This window comes from Candidatus Accumulibacter sp. ACC012 (assembly GCF_907163155.1).
Taxonomy (GTDB): domain Bacteria; phylum Pseudomonadota; class Gammaproteobacteria; order Burkholderiales; family Rhodocyclaceae; genus Accumulibacter; species Accumulibacter delftensis.
Window position 1 is genome coordinate 56,237 of record NZ_CAJQUC010000019.1, and the last position, 17,962, is coordinate 74,198.

At 63.2% G+C, this 17,962-nt stretch carries 15 protein-coding genes; 11 read left to right on the top strand and 4 right to left on the bottom strand.

The features are described from left to right. Nucleotides 1–15 precede the first annotated feature (15 nt). The 8 genes from QZ648_RS18235 to cydB all read left to right on the top strand — a co-directional run bounded on the left by QZ648_RS18235 (nucleotide 16) and on the right by cydB (nucleotide 11,456). Entirely contained in the window at nucleotides 16–1,170 is a 1,155-nt protein-coding gene (locus tag QZ648_RS18235; protein WP_169065464.1) for an efflux RND transporter periplasmic adaptor subunit, read from the top strand. After that, the gene (locus QZ648_RS18240; protein ID WP_169065463.1) at nucleotides 1,170–2,627 is read left to right on the top strand and encodes an efflux transporter outer membrane subunit; all 1,458 of its coding nucleotides are present in this window, start codon (nucleotides 1,170–1,172) and stop codon (nucleotides 2,625–2,627) included. Before QZ648_RS18235 ends, QZ648_RS18240 begins: the two co-directional genes overlap by 1 nt. 14 nt (nucleotides 2,628–2,641) lie before the next feature. Then, nucleotides 2,642–5,398 (top strand): glucosidase, encoded by a 2,757-nt coding sequence (locus tag QZ648_RS18245; RefSeq protein ID WP_291997892.1) that lies wholly within the window; start codon nucleotides 2,642–2,644, stop codon nucleotides 5,396–5,398. A 20-nt stretch (nucleotides 5,399–5,418) separates the two neighbouring features. Next, nucleotides 5,419–6,942, top strand: a complete 1,524-nt coding sequence (locus QZ648_RS18250; protein WP_291997893.1) for a GMC family oxidoreductase — start codon at nucleotides 5,419–5,421, stop codon at nucleotides 6,940–6,942. Between the two features lie 12 nt (nucleotides 6,943–6,954). Beyond that, on the top strand, nucleotides 6,955–8,160 hold the full coding sequence (locus QZ648_RS18255) for an MFS transporter (RefSeq protein WP_291997894.1): 1,206 nt from the start codon (nucleotides 6,955–6,957) through the stop codon (nucleotides 8,158–8,160). A gap of 66 nt (nucleotides 8,161–8,226) precedes the next feature. Continuing rightward, a complete protein-coding gene (locus tag QZ648_RS18260; protein WP_291997895.1) occupies nucleotides 8,227–8,994 on the top strand; it encodes a glucose 1-dehydrogenase in 768 nt (255 codons plus the stop codon). A gap of 42 nt (nucleotides 8,995–9,036) precedes the next feature. Then, entirely contained in the window at nucleotides 9,037–10,452 is a 1,416-nt protein-coding gene (locus QZ648_RS18265) for a cytochrome ubiquinol oxidase subunit I (protein ID WP_169065460.1), read from the top strand. Next, nucleotides 10,449–11,456, top strand: coding sequence for a cytochrome d ubiquinol oxidase subunit II (gene cydB, locus QZ648_RS18270; protein WP_169065459.1), 1,008 nt, complete (start codon nucleotides 10,449–10,451; stop codon nucleotides 11,454–11,456). The genes QZ648_RS18265 and cydB overlap by 4 nt, the downstream gene beginning before the upstream one ends. Before the next feature lie 123 nt (nucleotides 11,457–11,579). Here the strand turns inward: cydB and QZ648_RS18275 are convergent, their stop codons facing one another. The 4 genes from QZ648_RS18275 to QZ648_RS18290 form a co-directional block, all read right to left on the bottom strand. Next, nucleotides 11,580–12,590, bottom strand: a complete 1,011-nt coding sequence (locus QZ648_RS18275; protein WP_169065458.1) for a zinc-binding alcohol dehydrogenase family protein — start codon at nucleotides 12,588–12,590, stop codon at nucleotides 11,580–11,582. Nucleotides 12,591–12,618: 28 nt separating this feature from the next. Continuing rightward, nucleotides 12,619–12,909, bottom strand: coding sequence for a putative quinol monooxygenase (locus QZ648_RS18280; protein ID WP_291997896.1), 291 nt, complete (start codon nucleotides 12,907–12,909; stop codon nucleotides 12,619–12,621). A gap of 196 nt (nucleotides 12,910–13,105) precedes the next feature. Continuing rightward, nucleotides 13,106–13,732, bottom strand: coding sequence for a TMEM165/GDT1 family protein (locus QZ648_RS18285; RefSeq protein ID WP_169065456.1), 627 nt, complete (start codon nucleotides 13,730–13,732; stop codon nucleotides 13,106–13,108). 179 nt (nucleotides 13,733–13,911) lie between these two features. Then, the gene (locus QZ648_RS18290) at nucleotides 13,912–14,475 is read right to left on the bottom strand and encodes a hypothetical protein (protein WP_291997897.1); all 564 of its coding nucleotides are present in this window, start codon (nucleotides 14,473–14,475) and stop codon (nucleotides 13,912–13,914) included. A 309-nt stretch (nucleotides 14,476–14,784) separates the two neighbouring features. Between QZ648_RS18290 and QZ648_RS18295 the strand changes: the two genes are divergently transcribed. The 3 genes from QZ648_RS18295 to QZ648_RS18305 all read left to right on the top strand — a co-directional run bounded on the left by QZ648_RS18295 (nucleotide 14,785) and on the right by QZ648_RS18305 (nucleotide 17,960). Further along, nucleotides 14,785–14,916, top strand: coding sequence for a CcoQ/FixQ family Cbb3-type cytochrome c oxidase assembly chaperone (locus QZ648_RS18295; RefSeq protein WP_169065454.1), 132 nt, complete (start codon nucleotides 14,785–14,787; stop codon nucleotides 14,914–14,916). A 176-nt stretch (nucleotides 14,917–15,092) separates the two neighbouring features. Continuing rightward, nucleotides 15,093–15,590 carry a DUF1269 domain-containing protein gene (locus tag QZ648_RS18300; RefSeq protein WP_291997898.1) on the top strand — a complete coding sequence of 166 codons (498 nt, stop codon included), beginning with the start codon at nucleotides 15,093–15,095 and terminating at the stop codon, nucleotides 15,588–15,590. Between the two features lie 498 nt (nucleotides 15,591–16,088). Next, nucleotides 16,089–17,960, top strand: a complete 1,872-nt coding sequence (locus tag QZ648_RS18305; protein WP_291997899.1) for an arylsulfatase — start codon at nucleotides 16,089–16,091, stop codon at nucleotides 17,958–17,960. Nucleotides 17,961–17,962: the final 2 nt, after the last annotated feature.

The following is a 17,962-nucleotide window of genomic DNA, read 5'->3' on the forward strand; positions in this document are numbered from 1 at the left end:
CGAGGAGCGATCCCCATGCTATTCGGTTTTGTGCTGCTGTTTGGCTACGCTCTCGTGGTGTGGCTGGTGTTCTTCAAGTTCAAGTGGATGAAGTTCAACATCGCCTGGGGGGTGGTGTCTGTCTCCGTTGGCCTGCATCTGTTGATCATCTTCATGCTCGGCCTGCGTTTCGTCGCCCCCTATGCCACCGAGGCGAAGCTCATCCAGCACACCATTCAGCTGGTCCCGCGGCTACCCGAACCGACGCTGGTGACCGCCGTGCTGGTCGCTCCGAACGTGCCGATCAAGAAGGGGCAGCCGCTGTTCCAGTTCGACCGTCGTCCCTATCAATACAAGGTCAATCAGCTCGAAGCATCCTTGGCCAAGGCCACGCAGAACGTGCTGGTGATGAAAAGCGACATCGAGATCAGCGTCGAGAAGGTCGTCAAGTTGCGTAGCGAGCTGAAGTACGCCAGATACCAGGAAAAACTCTCCATCAAGCTGGCCAGGCAGGGCGCCGGCCCCGAGGAAGACGCCCAGAAATGGAGCGCCCAGGCAGCGGCCCATGCGGCCGGTGTCAAGGAAGCGCAGGCCGAGGAGAAGCGCGCCTGGCTGCGCTATCGCTCCGAGATCAATGGCGTCAATACGACCGTCGCCGAGATCCAGGCCGACCTCGATCAGGCGCGCTACTATCTCGATAACACGCTGATGGTGGCGCCCGAGGATGGCTACATCATCAACCTGCAGGTACGTCCGGGCATGGTCGCCGGCGAGATTCGTTTCGGCGCCATCGCCTCTTTCATCTGCGATGCCGATCGCTACCTGCTGGCCAACTTCTTCCAGGAGAACCTCAAGTACGTGAAGCCAGGCCAGATCGTCGAGGCGGCGATTGATCTCTGTCCCGGGCAGATCTTCCGCGGCAAGGTTGCGGCCATCGGGCAGGGCAGTGGTGCCGGGCAGATGCTGCCGAGCGGTACGCTGCCGAATTTTTCCTACGTGCCGGTCGAAGTGCCACAGGGGCAGTTCGCGGTGGCCATTCACCTGGATGACGAGGATCAAGCGAAGTTTCCGATCGGTACCCAGGGCCGGGCGACGATCTACACCAACCCCGATAGCGGCTTCGTCGTGTTGCGCAAGATCGGCATCCGTGCCTACAGCTGGTTCAACTGGCTGTACCCCTTCAACGGCTGATGCGCGCGCCAATCATCCTCCTGCTCGGCGGGCTGTTTGGACTCGTCGCCCTGGCCGGCTGTGCCTTGCAGGCCCCCTTGACGCAATCCGAGGTCGTCGAGCAGGCGCTGCCGGCGACGACGCACATTCCCGCTGCCTGGCAGGCGGAGAGCACGGCCGGACCGGTTGCCGACGGCTGGCTGAAGTCCTTTCAGGATCCGCTGCTCGAGGCCATCGTTGCCGAGGCCATTGCCAATAACATCGACCTGCGCGTGGCCGCGGAGAGTGTGCGAGTCGCCGAGCAGCAGCTGCTGGTCGTCGGCGCGCAGCTGGCGCCGCAGATCGGTGGGCAGCTCGGCGCCAGGAGCATTCGCGACAAGGATCAGGACGACAGCTTCAACAGCACGCTGGCCTACGTCGGGGTGGCCTGGGAAGTCGACCTCTGGGGTCGGCTGCGCGCCCAACGCGCCGCGGCCGAGGCGGCGTTCGAAGTCAGTGCGCTCGATTATGCGCATGCCCGGCAATCGCTGGCGGCGCTGGTGGCGAAGACCTGGTACCTGGCGATCGAGACGCGGCAGCTGGTCGAACTCGGCGAGCAGACCGTGCAGGTCTTCGGGGAGCTGCTCAAGCTGGTGGAAATCAGACGTTCCACCGGCAAGGATTCCGACCTCGACGTGGTTGACGTGCGCGCCAAGCTCGAGACGGCACGGGGCGATCTCGAAGGATCTCGCCAGGCCGCCGGCGAAGTCCGCCGTGCCCTGGAGGTGCTGCTCGGCCGCTATCCGGCCGCCGAGCTGGCGGTAGCGTCGTCGTACCCAACGCTGCCGCCAGCCGCCGCTGCCGGGGCCCCCATCGCGCTGCTCGAACGCCGCCCGGACATCGTCGCCGCCGAGCGCGCCGTGCTCGCCGCTTTCCGTCAGCAGGAAGCCGCGCAACTGGCGCTGCTGCCTGATTTCTCCCTGTCACTGGCCGCTGGCCGACTCGGCGACAATCTGCTCTCGCTGCTGCGCCTCAATCCGTGGCTGGCCGCCGCCGGAATCGGGGTGTCGATCCCGATTTACGAAGGCGGCGCGCTGCGCGCAGAAATAGAGATCGCCAGCGCGCAGCAGGCGCAGGCGGTCGCCGCTTACGGCGCGCTCATGCTGACTGCCTTCCGCGAAGTCGAGAGCGGATTGGCCAACGAGCAGTTGCTGGCCAGGCGCATACCTTTTGAGGAACAAGCCGTGCTCAGCCGTAGCGCCGCCGTGCGCATTGCCACCATTCAGTATCGGGCAGGGCGCCGGGACCTGCTCTGGGTCGCGCAGCTGCAATCGGCGCAGTTCCAGGGTCAGGCGGTGGTCATCAAACTGCGTGCCATCCAGGGCGCCAACCGTGTCCGCCTGCATCTGGCGCTTGGCGACAGTTTCGACGCCACGCCGGGTGTGACGACGTCACCTGTGACACTCGCCGACGACCATGATCCCGACTCAGCCCACTGAAAGGCTTGCAGCCATTGTCCGCCGAAAAACAACGCCTCGCTGACGACAAGGCTGGCCGCGCTGACTGGCGCCGCTGGGGTCCCTATGTCTCCGAGCGGCAATGGGGCACCGTCCGCGAAGACTACAGCCCCGACGGTAACGCCTGGAACTACCTGCCGCACGAGCACGCCCGCAGTCGTGCCTATCGCTGGGGCGAGGACGGCATCGCCGGCTTCAGCGACGACCGGCAATTGCTCTGTCTCTCGCTGGCCCTGTGGAACGGCCGCGACCCGCTGCTCAAGGAACGCCTGTTCGGCCTGACCAACAGCGAGGGAAATCATGGCGAGGACGTCAAGGAGCTGTACTACTACCTCGACGCGACGCCGACACATTCCTTCCTGAAGATGCTCTACAAGTATCCGCAGGCTGCATTCCCTTACGCCCGGCTGCTGCAGGAGAACCAGCGGCGCGGCGCGGAGGAGGCCGAGTTCGAGTTGCTCGACACCGGCCTGTTCGACGATGATGCCTACTTCGACGTCTTCGTCGAATACGCGAAGGCGGCAGCCGATGACATCCTGATGTTGGTGACTGTGCACAATCGCGGCGCCGAGGCGGCGAAGCTGTCGCTGCTGCCGCAGCTGTGCTGCCGCAACACCTGGTCGTGGCAGGCGGGAATGCCGAAACCCATGCTCTCGGCCGTGGCTGGAGGCGTCAATATCGAGCATCCGGAGCTGGGCAGCTACCGCCTGGACTGCGATGGCGAGGGAGAGGGAGAGGGAGAGAGTGATTGCGCGCCCGGTCTGCTCTTTTGCGAGAACGAAACCAACGCCAGGCGTCACTTTGACCAGCCCGAGGCGACAGGCTTCTTCAAGGATGCCTTTCACGAGCTGGTCGTCGCCGGCAATACCGCGGCGGTGAATCCCGCTCAAAGCGGAACCAAGGCCGGCGCGCTTTACTCACTGAGCGTGCCCGCGGGCGGCAGCGTGCGGGTGCGGCTGCGACTGGCACCGAGCTCGACAGGCGGGAAAACCGCGCCGCCCTTCGCCGACTTTGACGCCATCTTCGCCCAACGACGAAACGAAGCCGATCAGTTCTACGCCGACTTGCAAGGCGAAATCGACAACGCCGACGAGCGTCTCGTGCAGCGCCAGGCCTTTGCCGGGATGATCTGGAGCAAGCAGTTTTTTCACTACGACGTGCACAAATGGCTGGACGGCGATGCCAGCCAGCCGCAGCCGTCGGCGGCGCGTAAACGCGGCCGCAACCACGACTGGAAGCATGTCGCCAGTGCCGAAGTCCTGTCGATGCCGGACAAGTGGGAGTATCCGTGGTTCGCCGCCTGGGACCTCGCTTTCCACTGCTTGCCGCTGGCGGTGATCGATGCCGAGTTCGCCAAGTCGCAGCTGGTCCTGTTGACCCGCGAGTGGTACATGCATCCCAACGGTCAGCTACCGGCCTACGAGTGGGAGTTCAGCGACGTCAATCCGCCGGTGCACGCCTGGGCGGCGTTTCGCGTCTTTCAAATCGATCGCCGGCAGCGACGTGAGGCTGAGCATGGCGATCCGTCCGACCCCGGCGACCTGGTGTTTCTCGAACGCGTTTTTCAAAAGCTGCTGCTCAACTTCACCTGGTGGGTCAACCGCAAGGACGAACAGGGACGCAATATCTTCCAGGGTGGCTTCCTTGGACTCGACAACATTGGCTGCTTCGACCGCAGCAAGCCCCTGCCAACCGGCGGCTTCATCAACCAGGCCGATGGCACCAGCTGGATGGCGATGTTCTGCCTCAACCTCTTGCGTATCGCCGCCGAGCTGGCGGTGCATAAGCACGTCTATGAAGACATCGCCAGCAAGTTCTTCGAGCACTTCCTGTCGATCGCCGGTGCCATCAACGGCGTTGGCGACGAGTCGTCCGGCCTCTGGGACGAGACCGACCAGTTTTACTACGACCACCTGTGTCTTCCCGATGGAAGCAACATTCCCTTGCGCGTACATTCCATCGTCGGCCTGATTCCGCTGTTTGCCGTGCAGCCCGCGGACATCGAACTGGTCGCGCAACTGCCCGAATTCTCGGCGCGCATGGAATGGTACCTCGAGCATCGTCCGGCGCTGGCTGCCCTGATCTCGAACTGGCGTGTCCCGGGCAGCGGCAATCGCGTGCTGCTTTCGCTGCTGCGCGGCCACCGTACCAAGGCCTTGCTGAGGCGCATGCTCGACGAGAGTGGTTTCCTGTCGCCCTACGGCGTGCGCGCGCTTTCGAAAATCCACGAGCGCGAACCTTTCCGCGTCGACGTTGGCGGCGCGAGCTATGAGGTTGACTACTGGCCGGGCGAGTCGAAAAGCGGTCTCTTCGGCGGCAACTCGAACTGGCGCGGGCCGGTCTGGATGCCGGTCAACTACCTGATCATCGAGTCGCTGCAGCAGTTTCACCACTACTACGGTGACGATTTCAAGGTCGAGTGTCCGACCGGGTCCGGCAGGTTTCTGAACCTCAAGGAGGTGGCGGATGAATTGAGCCGTCGCCTGAGCGGCCTCTTCCTGAAGGGCGAAGACGGCCAGCGGCCGGTGCTCAAGTCGCATCCCAAGCTGTCGAGCGACCCGCATTTTCGCGACTACCTTCTTTTTCACGAGTATTTTCACGGCGACGACGGTCGCGGCCTGGGCGCTTCACACCAGACTGGCTGGACGGGGCTGGTGGCGAAACTTCTTCAGCCCGGCAGCAGCCAGTTCGACTCACTGCCGGTCGCCCGGCCAGCAGCAAAGGCGGCGATGCCGAGCAAGGACCAGGAATAAGCAAAGACCATGCCTACGATGTGATCATCATCGGTAGCGGCGCAGGTGGCGGCACGCTGGCACTCAAACTCGCGCCAGCCGGCAAACGCATCCTGATTCTTGAACGGGGCGACTATCTGCCGCGCGAAAAACAGAACTGGGATGTAAACGAGGTCTTCGTCAGGAATCGCTACGTTTCCAGCGACACCTGGCATGATCGCGACGACAAGCCGTTCCAGCCGGGCGTCCATTATTTTGTCGGTGGCGCGACCAAGATGTATGGCGCGGCGCTGTTCCGTCTGCGCGAGCACGATTTCACCGCCCACCGCACGGCGGACGGCCTGACGCCCGATTGGCCGCTCGGCTACGCGGACTTCGAACCGTATTACACCCAGGCCGAGCAGCTTTATCAGGTGCACGGCCAGCGTGGCGACGATCCGACCGATCCGCCGGCCAGCGCACCTTATCCCTATCCGCCGGTCAGCCACGAGCCGCGCATCGCGGAAATCGCCGATGCTCTGCGCCGTGCCGGCTATCACCCCTCGTATGCGCCGAGCGCGATCCTGCTCGACGAGGCCGATCGGCCGAACAGCCGCTGCATCCGTTGTGATTCCTGCGATGGCTACCCCTGCCTGGTGCACGCCAAGGCCGACGCCGAAGTCATCGCCGTTCGTCCCGCCCTGCAATATCCGAACGTGACACTGCTCACCGGCGCGCATGTCCACCGACTGGAGACCAGTGCCAGCGGCCGCGAGGTCAGCAAGGTCGTCGTTGACCGCGACGGCCGGCGCGAGGAATTCACTGCCGGAGTGGTCGTCGTTTCCTGTGGCGCAGCCAACTCGGCGCGGCTATTGTTGATGTCGGCCGACGCGAAACATCCGCGTGGTCTGGCCAACGGCTCGGACATGGTCGGCCGCCATTACATGTTCCACAACGCCATTGCCCTGGTCGCGCTCTCCCGACGCGAAAACAACACCGAGTTTCAGAAAACGCTGACCATCAACGATTTCTACCTTGGCGCAAGCGATTACGAGTTTCCGCTCGGCAACATCCAGATGCTCGGCAAGTCCAAGGGGCCGATGTTCAGGGAAGAGGCATCGAGTTTTGCACCGGGTTTCACGCTCGATCAGACGGCCAGGCACGCGGTGGATTTCTGGCTGACCAGCGAAGACCTGGGCCTGCCGCAGAACCGTGTGACCTTGAATGCGCAGGGCGCGATCAAGCTGCACTACGAGTTCACCAACCTCGAGCCACTCGATCGCCTGCGCCATAAACTGCAGTCGATGCTCGAACACATGGACATGCACTCGCACCTGATTCCGAACAATCTCTACTTCGGGAAACACATTCCGATCGCCGGTGTCGCCCATCAGGCGGGCACCTGCCGCTTCGGCAGCGATCCCGCCAACTCGGTCCTCGACGTGAACTGCAAGGCACACGAAGTCGATAACCTCTATGTCGTGGACACCAGCTTCTTTCCCAGCATCGGCGCGGTCAACCCCTCGCTGACGGCAATCGCCAACGCCCTGCGCGTCGGCGACCACCTGCTAGAACGTCTGCGCTGAGCGGTGGTGGCGATGGCCCAACGTAGCGAGATCGCTGCCGTCTATGTGGCCGGCGTCGTGCAGGGTGTGGCGCTGGTCACCTTCCCGGCGGCCAGCGCGGTGTTCACCGGGGCTGACGAGTATGGTTACGGCCTGTCGAGTACCGAGTACGGGGGCATGTTCGTGCCGCAGGCGATCACTGCCATTACCGCCTCGCTGCTCGGCGCCGGCCTGGCGCGTCGGCTCGGCGCGAAGCGCATCTACCTGCTCGGCCTGCTCGCCAATCTGCTGGCGATGGCGCTGCTGATCGTCAGCAGCCTGCTCATGCGCCAGCATGCGCTGGCCTATGGGTTGCTGCTGGTCGCCACAGCGTCTCTGGGAGTTGGCTTCGGGTTTACCGTGCCGACGCTGAATACTTTTGCCGCGGCCTTTTTCCCGCAGCGGGTGGACCGGGCGGTGCTCGCACTGAACGCCCTGCTCGGGCTGGGCACCGCGCTGGCGCCGCTTTTCGTGGCGCTGTTCGTCGGCCTGGGAATCTGGTGGGGACTGCCGGTGCTCGTGGCAGTGGCGATCGTCGGGCTGCTGCTCTTCAGCCGGCGCCTGCCCTTGAACGAAGGCGCGCCGGCGACCGTCCAGGGCGGGGCGGAAGGGCGAAACAGCTTGCCGGCGCGCTTCTGGCTGTTCGCCGCCTTCGCGCTGGTGTACGGCGTTTGCGAAACGATCAATGGCAACTGGGCGTCGCTGTACATGACCCGCGAGCTTGGTGCCAGTGCGACCATGGCCTCGCTTGCGCTGACCGTCTTTTGGGGTGCGGTGACGGCCGGACGGATTCTCTTCGCGGTCATCGAGAAGTTCTTTCCACCGCAGCGAAGCTGCCAAATCCTGCCGTGGGTCGTCGCTGGCGCTCTGCTCGGCGCCGCCTTGCTGCCGAAGGGCGGTCCGGCGCTCGGTATTGCGACTTTCGCGCTCGCCGGCTTCGGCTGCTCGGCGCTGCTGCCACTGGCAATCAGCTTCGCCCAGCAGCAACTGCCGAGCATCGCCGCTTCGGTGGCCGGCGGGCTGATCGCTTTCTACCAGATCGGTTACGGTATCGCCGCATTCGGCGTCGGACCGCTGCAAAGCCGGGCCGGCCTCGACCTGAACGTCATTTTCGGCGCGACGACGGTAGTCGCACTGAGCATGGCGGTGCTGGCCGTTCTCGTCGTCCGCGGCCCGCAAGCTACGCCGACCGGGCCCTGAAATGTCGCGCGCGCGGCTGCGCGAGCTTGTGCCAACAATAATCACCCTCAGAAAAGGAAGACGAGCATGAACCTGAAAGGAAAAGTCGCCATAGTCACGGGCGGCAACAGCGGCATCGGCCTGGCCATTGTTCTCGAACTGGCCCGCCAGGGCGCCAACATCGTCATCGATTACGTGGTCCATCCCGAGACTGCCGAAGCGCTGGAACAGCAGGTCCGCGCCCTTGGCGACCAGGCCATCGGCGTGCATGCCGACGTCAGCCAGGTGGCCGAGCTGGAAACGCTGATTGCCGCCGCCGTCGACGCCTTCGGTCGCGTGGACATCATGGTCAACAACGCCGGCGTGGAAACGCGCTCGTCGATCCTCGACACCACCGAGGAGCAATACGAAAAAGTGCTTTCAATCAATCTGAAGAGCGCTTTCTTCGGCACCCAGCTCGCCGCACGCCAGATGATCAAGCAGGGCGGTGGTGGCCGGATCATCAACATCACCTCGGTGCATGAAGACTGGCCGATGCCCGGCAACACAGCCTATTGCCTGTCCAAGGGCGGCATGCGCATGCTGACGCGCACCGCCGGCGTCGAACTCGCGCCGCACGGGATCCTGGTCGTCGGCGTCGGTCCGGGCGCCATTGCCACGCCGATCAATACGGCCACCATGAACGATCCCGCGCTGCTCAAGAAACTCGACGATGCCATCCCCCTGGGGCGCATGGCGCAGCCGTCCGAGATCGGCAGCGTCGTCGCTTTCCTGGCTGGCGACGGCGCCAGTTACGTCACCGCGACCACCATTTTTGCCGACGGCGGCATCATGCAGGGTAGCCCCGGCCTCTAGCGGGGAGTGGACAATCGGCACTAGCGAATAGAGAAATATGCAATGGAACTCGACCCCGTCATCCTGTCGCGCATCCAGTTCGCGTTCGTCATCAGCTTCCACATCATCTTCCCGGCCTTCACCATCGGCCTGGCGGCGTGGTTGGCGACCATCGAAGGCGCGCGGCTATTCACCGGCAACGCCCTGTACCGGCGCGTCTTCGACTTCTGGATCAAGGTCTTCGCCGTTTCCTTCGGCATGGGCGTGGTCACCGGCATCGTCATGGCCTTCCAGTTCGGCACCAACTGGAGCGTGCTGGCGGCGAAGACCGGCTCGATCCAGGGGCCGCTGCTCGGCTACGAGGCGTTCACCGCCTTCATGCTCGAAGCCACTTTCTTCGGCGTCATGCTGCTCGGCCGCGAACGGGTGTCGCCGCGTTTCTATTTCTTCGCCTGCTGCATGGTCTCGCTGGGCACCATGTTCTCCTCGTTCTGGATCCTGGCCAACAACAGCTGGATGCAGGTGCCGCTGGGCCACGAAATCGTCGACGGCAAGATCGTCCCCGCCGACTGGATGCAGATCGTCCTCGGCCCGGTGCAGATGGTGCGCTGGCCGCACATGCTGCTGGCCGCTTTCCTGACCAGTGCCATGTGCGTGGCCGCCACCGGTGCGTGGTACACCTTGCGCGGCGTGCACCGCGACGAAGGCCGGGTCATGCTGCACTGGGGCCTCGGTCTGGTGGCGGTGCTGATTCCGGTGCAACTGTTCTTCGGCCACCTGACCGGGCTGTACGTGCTGAAGCATCAGCCAGCCAAGTTCGCGGCCATCGAAGCGCGCTGGAAGAACGAGCAGCCGGCCAGCGAGGTGCTGATCGCCTGGCCCGACGAGGCCAATGAGCGCAACCTGTTCGCGATCACCGTCCCCAAGCTCGGCAGCATGATCGCCTCGGGCAACTGGACATCGGCCGAGGTCGGGCTCGAATCCTTCCCGAAAGAGGATCGACCGCCGGTAGTGATTCCGTTCTTCGCCTTTCGCATCATGGTCGGCATGGGGCTGCTGATGCTGGCGGTGTCGTGGTTCGGCAACTTCCTGCGCTGGCGTGGGCAGCTCGAGACGCAGCGCTGGTTCCTGTGGTGCACCTACCTGTCGTTTCCGACCGGTTTCGTTGCCGTTCTCACCGGCTGGTACACCGCCGAAGTCGGCCGCCAGCCCTGGGTAGTCTATGGCTTGCTGCGCACCAGGGACGCGGTCACCCCGTCGCTGACCACCGGCGACGTGGCCTTCTCGCTGGCCGGCTACGTGCTGGTCTATGCGGTGGTTTACAGTTTCGGCCTGTACTACATCTATAGTCTGCTGCGCGATGGCCCAGGCCCTGACGCAACGCCCGTAGCTGTTCGCGGCGCCACCGGCAGCCGGCCGCTGGCCTTTGCCGGCCATGCCGACACTGCCACCGGCCGAGCCGGGAGACAACAGCCATGAGCGAGCTGCAAGCCAGCGATCTGGCGTTGTTCTGGGCCGGCGTGATCGCCCTGGCGATCATGGTCTATGTGATTCTCGACGGTTTCGACCTGGGCGTCGGCATTCTCTTCGGCACGACCACCGACGAAGCCAAGCGCGTGTCAATGATGAACACCATTGCGCCGTTCTGGGACGGCAACGAGACCTGGCTGGTGATCGTCGGCGCCGGGCTTTTTGCCACCTTCCCGACGGTCTATGCGGTGTTCCTGAGCGCCTTCTACATCCCGGTGTTGCTGCTCCTGTTCGGTCTGATCTTCCGCGGCGTGGCCTTCGAATTCCGTTACCGCAGCCAGCGCCTGCGCTGGCTGTGGGACGGAGGTTTCTTCATCGGCTCGATCGTCGTCGCCTTCGTGCAGGGCGCGGCCGTCGGTGCGATGATGCGCGGCATCCGCGTCGTCGACGGCCAGTACGCCGGCGGCTCCTTCGACTGGCTGCACCCGTTCGCGGTGCTCACCGGCATCGGCCTGGTGTTCGGCTATGCACTGCTCGGCGCCGGCTGGATCGTCCTGAAGAGCGACGGTGCGCTGCGCGACTGGGCCTATGCGCGCATCGGCTGGCTGCTGGTGATTGTCTTCGCGATCATCGCCGCGGCCTTTGCCACGGTGCTGAGTGTCGATACCGGCGCGGTGGCGCAGGGCCATCTGGCTGGCCGCGCCTGGGGCTGGGTTTTTCCGCTGCTCGGCGTGGTCGCCCTGCTGGGCGCGGCATGGGCTGCGCGTGCACGGCGCGATGCCTGGCCGCTTGCCTGCACGGCATTGTTTTTCGTGAGCGCCTTCCTGACCCTGGGGGTGATGTTCTGGCCGTACATGGTGCCCTATGCCATCACCGTGGCCAATGCTGCTGCACCGGAGGCCTCGCTGCAGTTCCTGTTCTACGGCGGCGTGGTGGTGCTGCCGGTGATCGCCATCTACACCATCGGCGTGTACTGGGTATTTCGCGGCAAGGTGAGTGGCGGCTACGGTTGAGCGGGCAGCGGACGCATTTGTCCGCCGGCCGGTTCAACGCTCATGCGCAAGAATGGCGTTTGGCCCCCTTGCAGGGGCCGAACGCTATGCTGATTTCCACTCTGCAAGCAGATGGGATCGATTTCAGAAGGATTGAACGACGATCTTGCCTTTCGCCTGCCCTGTTTCAATGAGCGCGTGCGCGGCGCGAATGTTTTCCGCATTGATCGGACTGAGAACGGTGGCGAGCGTCGTGCGAATCCGGCCAGCGTCGATTTCGTTCGCCACGTAGTTCAGCAAGCGCTGCTGCTCGATCATGTCCGCTGTCTGGAACATGGCGCGGGCGAACATGAACTCCCAATGCAGGCTGGCAGCCTTCATTTTCATGCCCGCCATCGGCATCGGCAGCTCCGTGTCATCAATCGTGACAATCGCCCCTTGCGGCCGAATCAGTTCAACCGCCGTTTCCCAATGGCGCATGTCATTGAAAATGGCGATGTGATCGACATGCTGGAAGCCGAGCGCACGCACCTGGTCGACCATCGGCAGGCGGTGATTGACCACATGATCGGCGCCAAGCGCTCTGACCCAGCTTTCCGTCTCCGGGCGCGAAGCCGTGGCGATGACGACCAGCCCGGCCGCCTTGGCAAGCTGAATGCCGATCGAGCCAACCCCCCCACCCGCACCGATGATGAGCACCGACTGCCCCTCGTCGGCCCCGTCGCGATCGATTCCCAGACGGTCAAAGAAAGCTTCATAGGCGGTGATCGTCGTCAGCGGCAACGCCGCGGCCTCGGCAAAACCGAGACTCTTCGGTTTGTATCCGACAATGCGTTCATCAACCAGCTGAAATTCCGCGTTTGAGCCCGAGCGGGTAATGTCGCCGGCGTAATAGACTTCATCCCCGGGCTTGAACAGCGTGACCTCCGGGCCAACCGCCTCGACAATCCCGCTGGCATCCCAGCCCAGGACGCGAGGGCTGTCTTCCACCTTGCCCTTCGGGCTGCGGACCTTGGTATCGACCGGGTTGATGGATACCGCACGCACCGCGACCAGCAGATCGCGACCCGATACCGTCGGCTTGGGCAGGTCCACGTCAAGAAATGCATTGGCATCCTCGACGGGAAGATAGTGGGTAAGCGCAACAGCTTTCATTCTTGAATCTCCTGGTGGGAGAGCCTGCTCAGCCGATGTGGGTCATTTCGGTCACCGTGCGTTCTGCAACGGCGCCGTCCGTGGCTGCCCTGTATGCAGCGAGGTGCGGGGCGGTGGTGTGCTTCTGCCAGAGTTCGCGCGACTCCCAGTTCTCGAAGAACATGAAATGCGCCGGATTGTCGTTGTCGCGGTGCAAGTCATATTGCAGGCAGCCTTCTTCGGCGCGCGTGATCGGAAGCAGCTTTTCCAGCTCCGCCTTGACCAGGTCAATTTGATCGGGCTTGGCGTGGATGTTGGCGACGATGGTCAGTTGGGTCATTTCCTTCACTCCTTGTTTGGCGGTGGGAGACTATAGCTGTTTGCCAGAGCCGGATAAACCGGCAGGACGCGGAAAGATAATTCGGAAAATCCGTCGAATGCTGCTCGACAACAGCCCTGGCAATGCGGTTTCCGCCGAGCCGGGCTCAGCCATGGCCTGCGAATTTCGCGCGCTGGCGCGCTATTCCGTCCCGCTGCTACGTTCCGCTGTACGCCGTGTAAGCCTGCCAGGCGGCGACCAGCGCCAGGATCAGGAAGAAAGCGCCGCTGATCCGGTGGAGCAGCGCGATCGGGATTTTCTTCAGGAGGGTGCGACCAGCCAGGATGCCCAGCGCTGAGGTGGCGACCAGTGCAAGGGTGGCGCCGAGCCAGACGCCGGCTGGAAGCTGTGTGCTGCTCAGGGCGACGACAGCGAGTTGCGTCTTGTCGCCGAACTCGGCCACGGTCAGCAAGATGAAGGTGGTGAAGAAAATGCCATGGCTGCTTTTCTCCTCGACTTCGTCATCGTCTTCGTCGTCTTTGGCGCGCAAGGCGTGCAGGCCAAAGAGGGCGAACAGGATGGCGACGATCGCGCCCACCACGTACGGCGGTAACCAGTTGGCAATGGCCACCCCGAAGACCACCGCCAGCGTATTCAGCAAGGAGAAGGCGGCCAGGGCCCCGAGCATCACCGGCGCCGGGCGGTGCCGCGAGGCCAGCGTCATGCACACCAGCTGGCTCTTGTCGCCGATTTCGGCGGCGGCGATCAGGGCAAAGCTGGTTGCCGCGGTCGCTGACAGGTCGACGAGATTGCCAGTACCCAGTAGGGATGCCAAAGATTCCATGAGGTTTTGCCGCCGGTCGATCCTGGTTTCGGGAAAAAGCCGCCTGGCCGCGGCCAAGCAACGATGAGAGCGCGCCATGATTCGCACCCCGAGGGTTGCGCGAGTATAACCCATCGGCGTAAGGTCGCCCTCATATTGAGCGCGCGCGATCGCCGCCTTTTCTACGCCGGCGGGTCGGTCTATCGCGCGCGGTGGCTCTGCGTTGCGCGGTGAGCGTAGAAGTTCTGCGGCGCAGAGGTGAACAGCAGCTTGCCCGAGCGGTCCATTACCGAGACCTGCAATTGATGTTCGACAGTATCTGCTGCCGCCGTCTGCCATTCCGAGGCACTGATCTCGAACTGCAGCGACGTCCGCGTGCTCGGCAGCGCAAAGTTGTCGAGGCTGACGACCAGGACATCACCCTGATCGACCTGCAGCGCCGGATCGATGGCCACCTGGACGGAAAACTGGCCGGTATTCGAATGGATCGTGCCGCCGCTGGCTGGCTGGCTGATGCTTAGCGACTGGTAGCGAGCGACGACCGGCGCCGGCGTCGGCTGGGCCGCTCGGGCGGCGGGCGGTGCGTCGCTGAGGTTGAGCGGTGGCAGTTTCACCTCGGTCGCCCCTGGACTCGGCAAGTCCCTGCCTTCACTCGGCAGGTCCGAGAAGACGGGGCCGTTCTTGCCTTGCGTTTCGTAGATTGCTTGCGCGGCGACGCTTGCCGAGACGAAAATCCCCAGGAGGAAGTAATGAACGGTTTTCATGTCAGTCATCCAGTTGTGCTGCGGCTGATGGCGGTGTGGCGAAACGGAATACGGCAAATATAGCATTTTCAGGCACCCCTTCGTCTGCGGCAGCGGCTTGCCGGGACTGGCCTGCCAAGCTTGCAGGTGCTTGTGCCATGGCCTCTGCAGCCTGATGAATTGCCGTGCCTGCGCTTCGGCTTGCTGCATCCGGTCGCACCGCGCTGAGGTAGAATGTCGGCCGCCGAAACACTACGCGGCGCCAGGGTTTATCATCATCTGGTGCCTCTCGACAGGTCATGACGCGTTAATGTGACGAGGAGAATGAACATGGATTTGAGCGTCTATCATTGGCTCCTGATCGCCGCCTTCGCCGGCATTGTGATCTGGGTGTTCGGCCGCAAGCGCAAAGCGCGCTTCGAGGATGATGCGCGCATTCCTTTCGAAGAAGGGAAAGACTGAGGCGCTGGCAGGCGGCTCGTTCGGTGATTTGCCAGCCGCTGCTCGACAGGCGATATCCTGCCGGGCGAAGATGGCGGGCGACCGCCAACGAATTTCAAGCGATTGCCATGGCGTCGCGATTCTATCGGAGCACGAGCTCCGGTCACTGTGACTCAACCAAGCTAGGAGAACGTTTCATGAGCAAGCTCGCGGTAATTGCCTACGATGATCAATTCAAGGCCGAAGAGGTCCGCACCAAGCTGCGCAGGCTGCAACAGGATCATCTCATCGATCTCGAGCAAGCCCTCGTCGCCGTCAAGGATGATCAGGGCGAGGTGACCCTGTTGAGAATGTCCAAGCCGGCTGCCGAGGTCGAAGCACACAAGGGCTTCTGGAACACGCTGGTCGGGGCGATTGTGATGGAACCGGCTCTTGGTATGGCCAGCGATGCGCGCAGCGGTGCGATCAGAGGTGCGCTGGCGGGCGCGGGCGTCGACGAAGATTTCCTGAAGGAACTGGCCGCGACTTTCCAGAACGGCAGCTCGGTTCTCTTCGTGCTGATCCGCCACGCGAGTCCCGAGCAGGTGCTGGCCGCACTGCAGGGTACCGGCGGCAAGGTCCTCGAAACCAATCTGACGCACCAGGAAGAAGCCAATCTGCAAGCGGCGCTCAAGGTCGCGCGGGCTGCCGGCTGAGAGCTGCGACCCGCGCCGTCAGTCGGCAATCGGCAATCGACAGCTGATCGGTGGGTGCCGGCTGCTGCAGGCTGGGGGATTATTCGACGAAGAGGCGCAAACCTTCCGCAAAGGGAAGTGGTTAAAGAGTCGGTATCTGCTAATCTCTACTCGATCTGGCGGCGAGCGTATTGGCCCGAACAGGCGAGAATGGGCGATTCTCGACGGCAGCTGGAAGTCGCCGCCCGTCAGTCGCGTGCTCCTGGCTTTTCTGTGCGATGATCGGCACGCTTTTTGAATCGACGGTAATGACACTTGCCCGGCGTAGGATGATCGTCCTGGCACTGCTGAAAACACTGCTGGAGACACACCGCTGCGGGCGCGCGGGACGTTTCGGTCTCGCGGGCGCAGCACCTCTGTAATTGGTTCTTGACCACAATGCCGAGCACTGGCGCTCGCTGCTGCGGGCGGAACATATTGTTCTTGTTATGGCAGGACAGACAACAAAGGAGAAAGAAAATGAAACGTATCTCGAGATTTCGTTTCCGACTACTGACAATTCCCGCTGCGCTGGCGTTGTGTATCGGGGCGGTCTTCGCTGTGCCCACGACCCCGAGCGAGACCCCGAGCCTGACTCCGAGCGTCGTGACCCCGACTGCCGCCCCCGCTGCCGCCCCGGCTGCCACTCCGGCTGCGACTCCGGCTGCGACTCCGGCTGCGACTCCGGCTACCACTCCGAGTGCGACCCCGAGTGCCGCCTCCAGCGCCAACAAGCCCAATATCCTGTTCATCATGGGCGACGACATCGGCTGGATGCAGCCGGGTATTTATCATCAGGGCCTGATGGTCGGTGAAACGCCGAACATCGATCGCATCGGCAAGGAAGGTGCGAAATTCATGACCTATTACGCCGAGCAAAGCTGTACGGCGGGGCGCAACGCCTTCTTCACCGGCATGCACCCGCTGCGTACGGGCATGATCCCGCCGCAACTGCCGGGCAGCCCGTCCTGGTTGCGTCCGGGCACGCCGGCGCTGGCCAGGTTCCTGCTCGACCTTGGCTACAACACTGGCGAGTTCGGTAAAAACCACCTCGGCGACCATTTCGAGGCACTGCCGACTTCGCACGGCTTCCAGGAATACTGGGGCTACCTGTACCACCTCGACGCCATGCAGGGCGTGAGCTTCGTCGACATCAACAAGACGCCGCTGGTGCAGGGCATTGCGCCGCCGTGCACGAACACGCCAATCACCGGTTTGCCAGAGGTGCCTGGCGCCATCGATCCCAAAACAGGGACCTGCCTGACCCCACCGCGGCCGGTCATCTGGTGCAAGTCCAGCGACGGCACGCAGAAGAACACCACCTGCAAGGACGAAGGACCGCTGACCCTGGATCGCTCGCGGACCGTCGACGAAGAAATTTCGGCCAAGGTCATCGACTTCCTCGACCGCAACGATCCGAAGAAGACCGGCAAACCATTCTTCGTCTGGTACAACCCGGCACGCATGCACATCACGACCGTGCTGCCGCCGAAGTACGAGGCCATGGTGGGTGAAGCCGGTGGCAAGGACTGGGGCACCAACGAAGCGGGCATGAAGCAGATGGACGACAACATCGGCGAAGTGATCAAGAAACTCGAAGCCATGGGTCAACTCGACAACACCATCATCGTCTTCACCACCGACAACGGCGCCGAGAACATCACTTTCCCGGACGGCGGCACCACTCCGTTCAAAGGTGGCAAGCTGACCACCTGGGAAGGCGGCATGCGCGCGCCGATGCTCGTGCGCTGGCCGGGTGTCATCAAGCCGGGCACGGTCAAGGACGATATCTTCGCCTCGCTCGACTGGGTGCCGACGCTGGTCAATATCGCTGGTGGGCTCAAGGGCAATGCGCTGAACGAGCAGATCATGGCCGGCACCTACCCCGGCATCGTCAAGACCAAGCTCGACGGCGTTGACCAGACCGACTACCTGACCGGCAAGTCCGAGAAATCGGCGCGTGAGGTGTTCTTCTACTACACCGGCTCGCAACCATCGGCCGTGCGCTACAAGAACTGGAAGATGTACTACACGATCGTGCCTGACACGGCGACCGGCGGCTTGTTTGGCGCCACCAGTTTCCACTGGACCCAGCTCCTCAACCTCAAGCGCGATCCCTTCGAGCAGACGGTCGGTGCCGACGCGAAGTCCCTGCTGGGCTACGGCGGTGCGCTTGGCTCTCCCGGCAACGCCTATATCTACAACTGGAACATGTTGCCGATCGGGCAGTTGCTGTGGGAGAAGGAGCTGTCTTCGTACAGGGAGTTCCCGCCGATGCAGGCTCCCGAAACCTACAATCTGGACGGTATCCTCAAGGCCATGCAGAAGGGTGGTAACAACGGGCACGATTAACG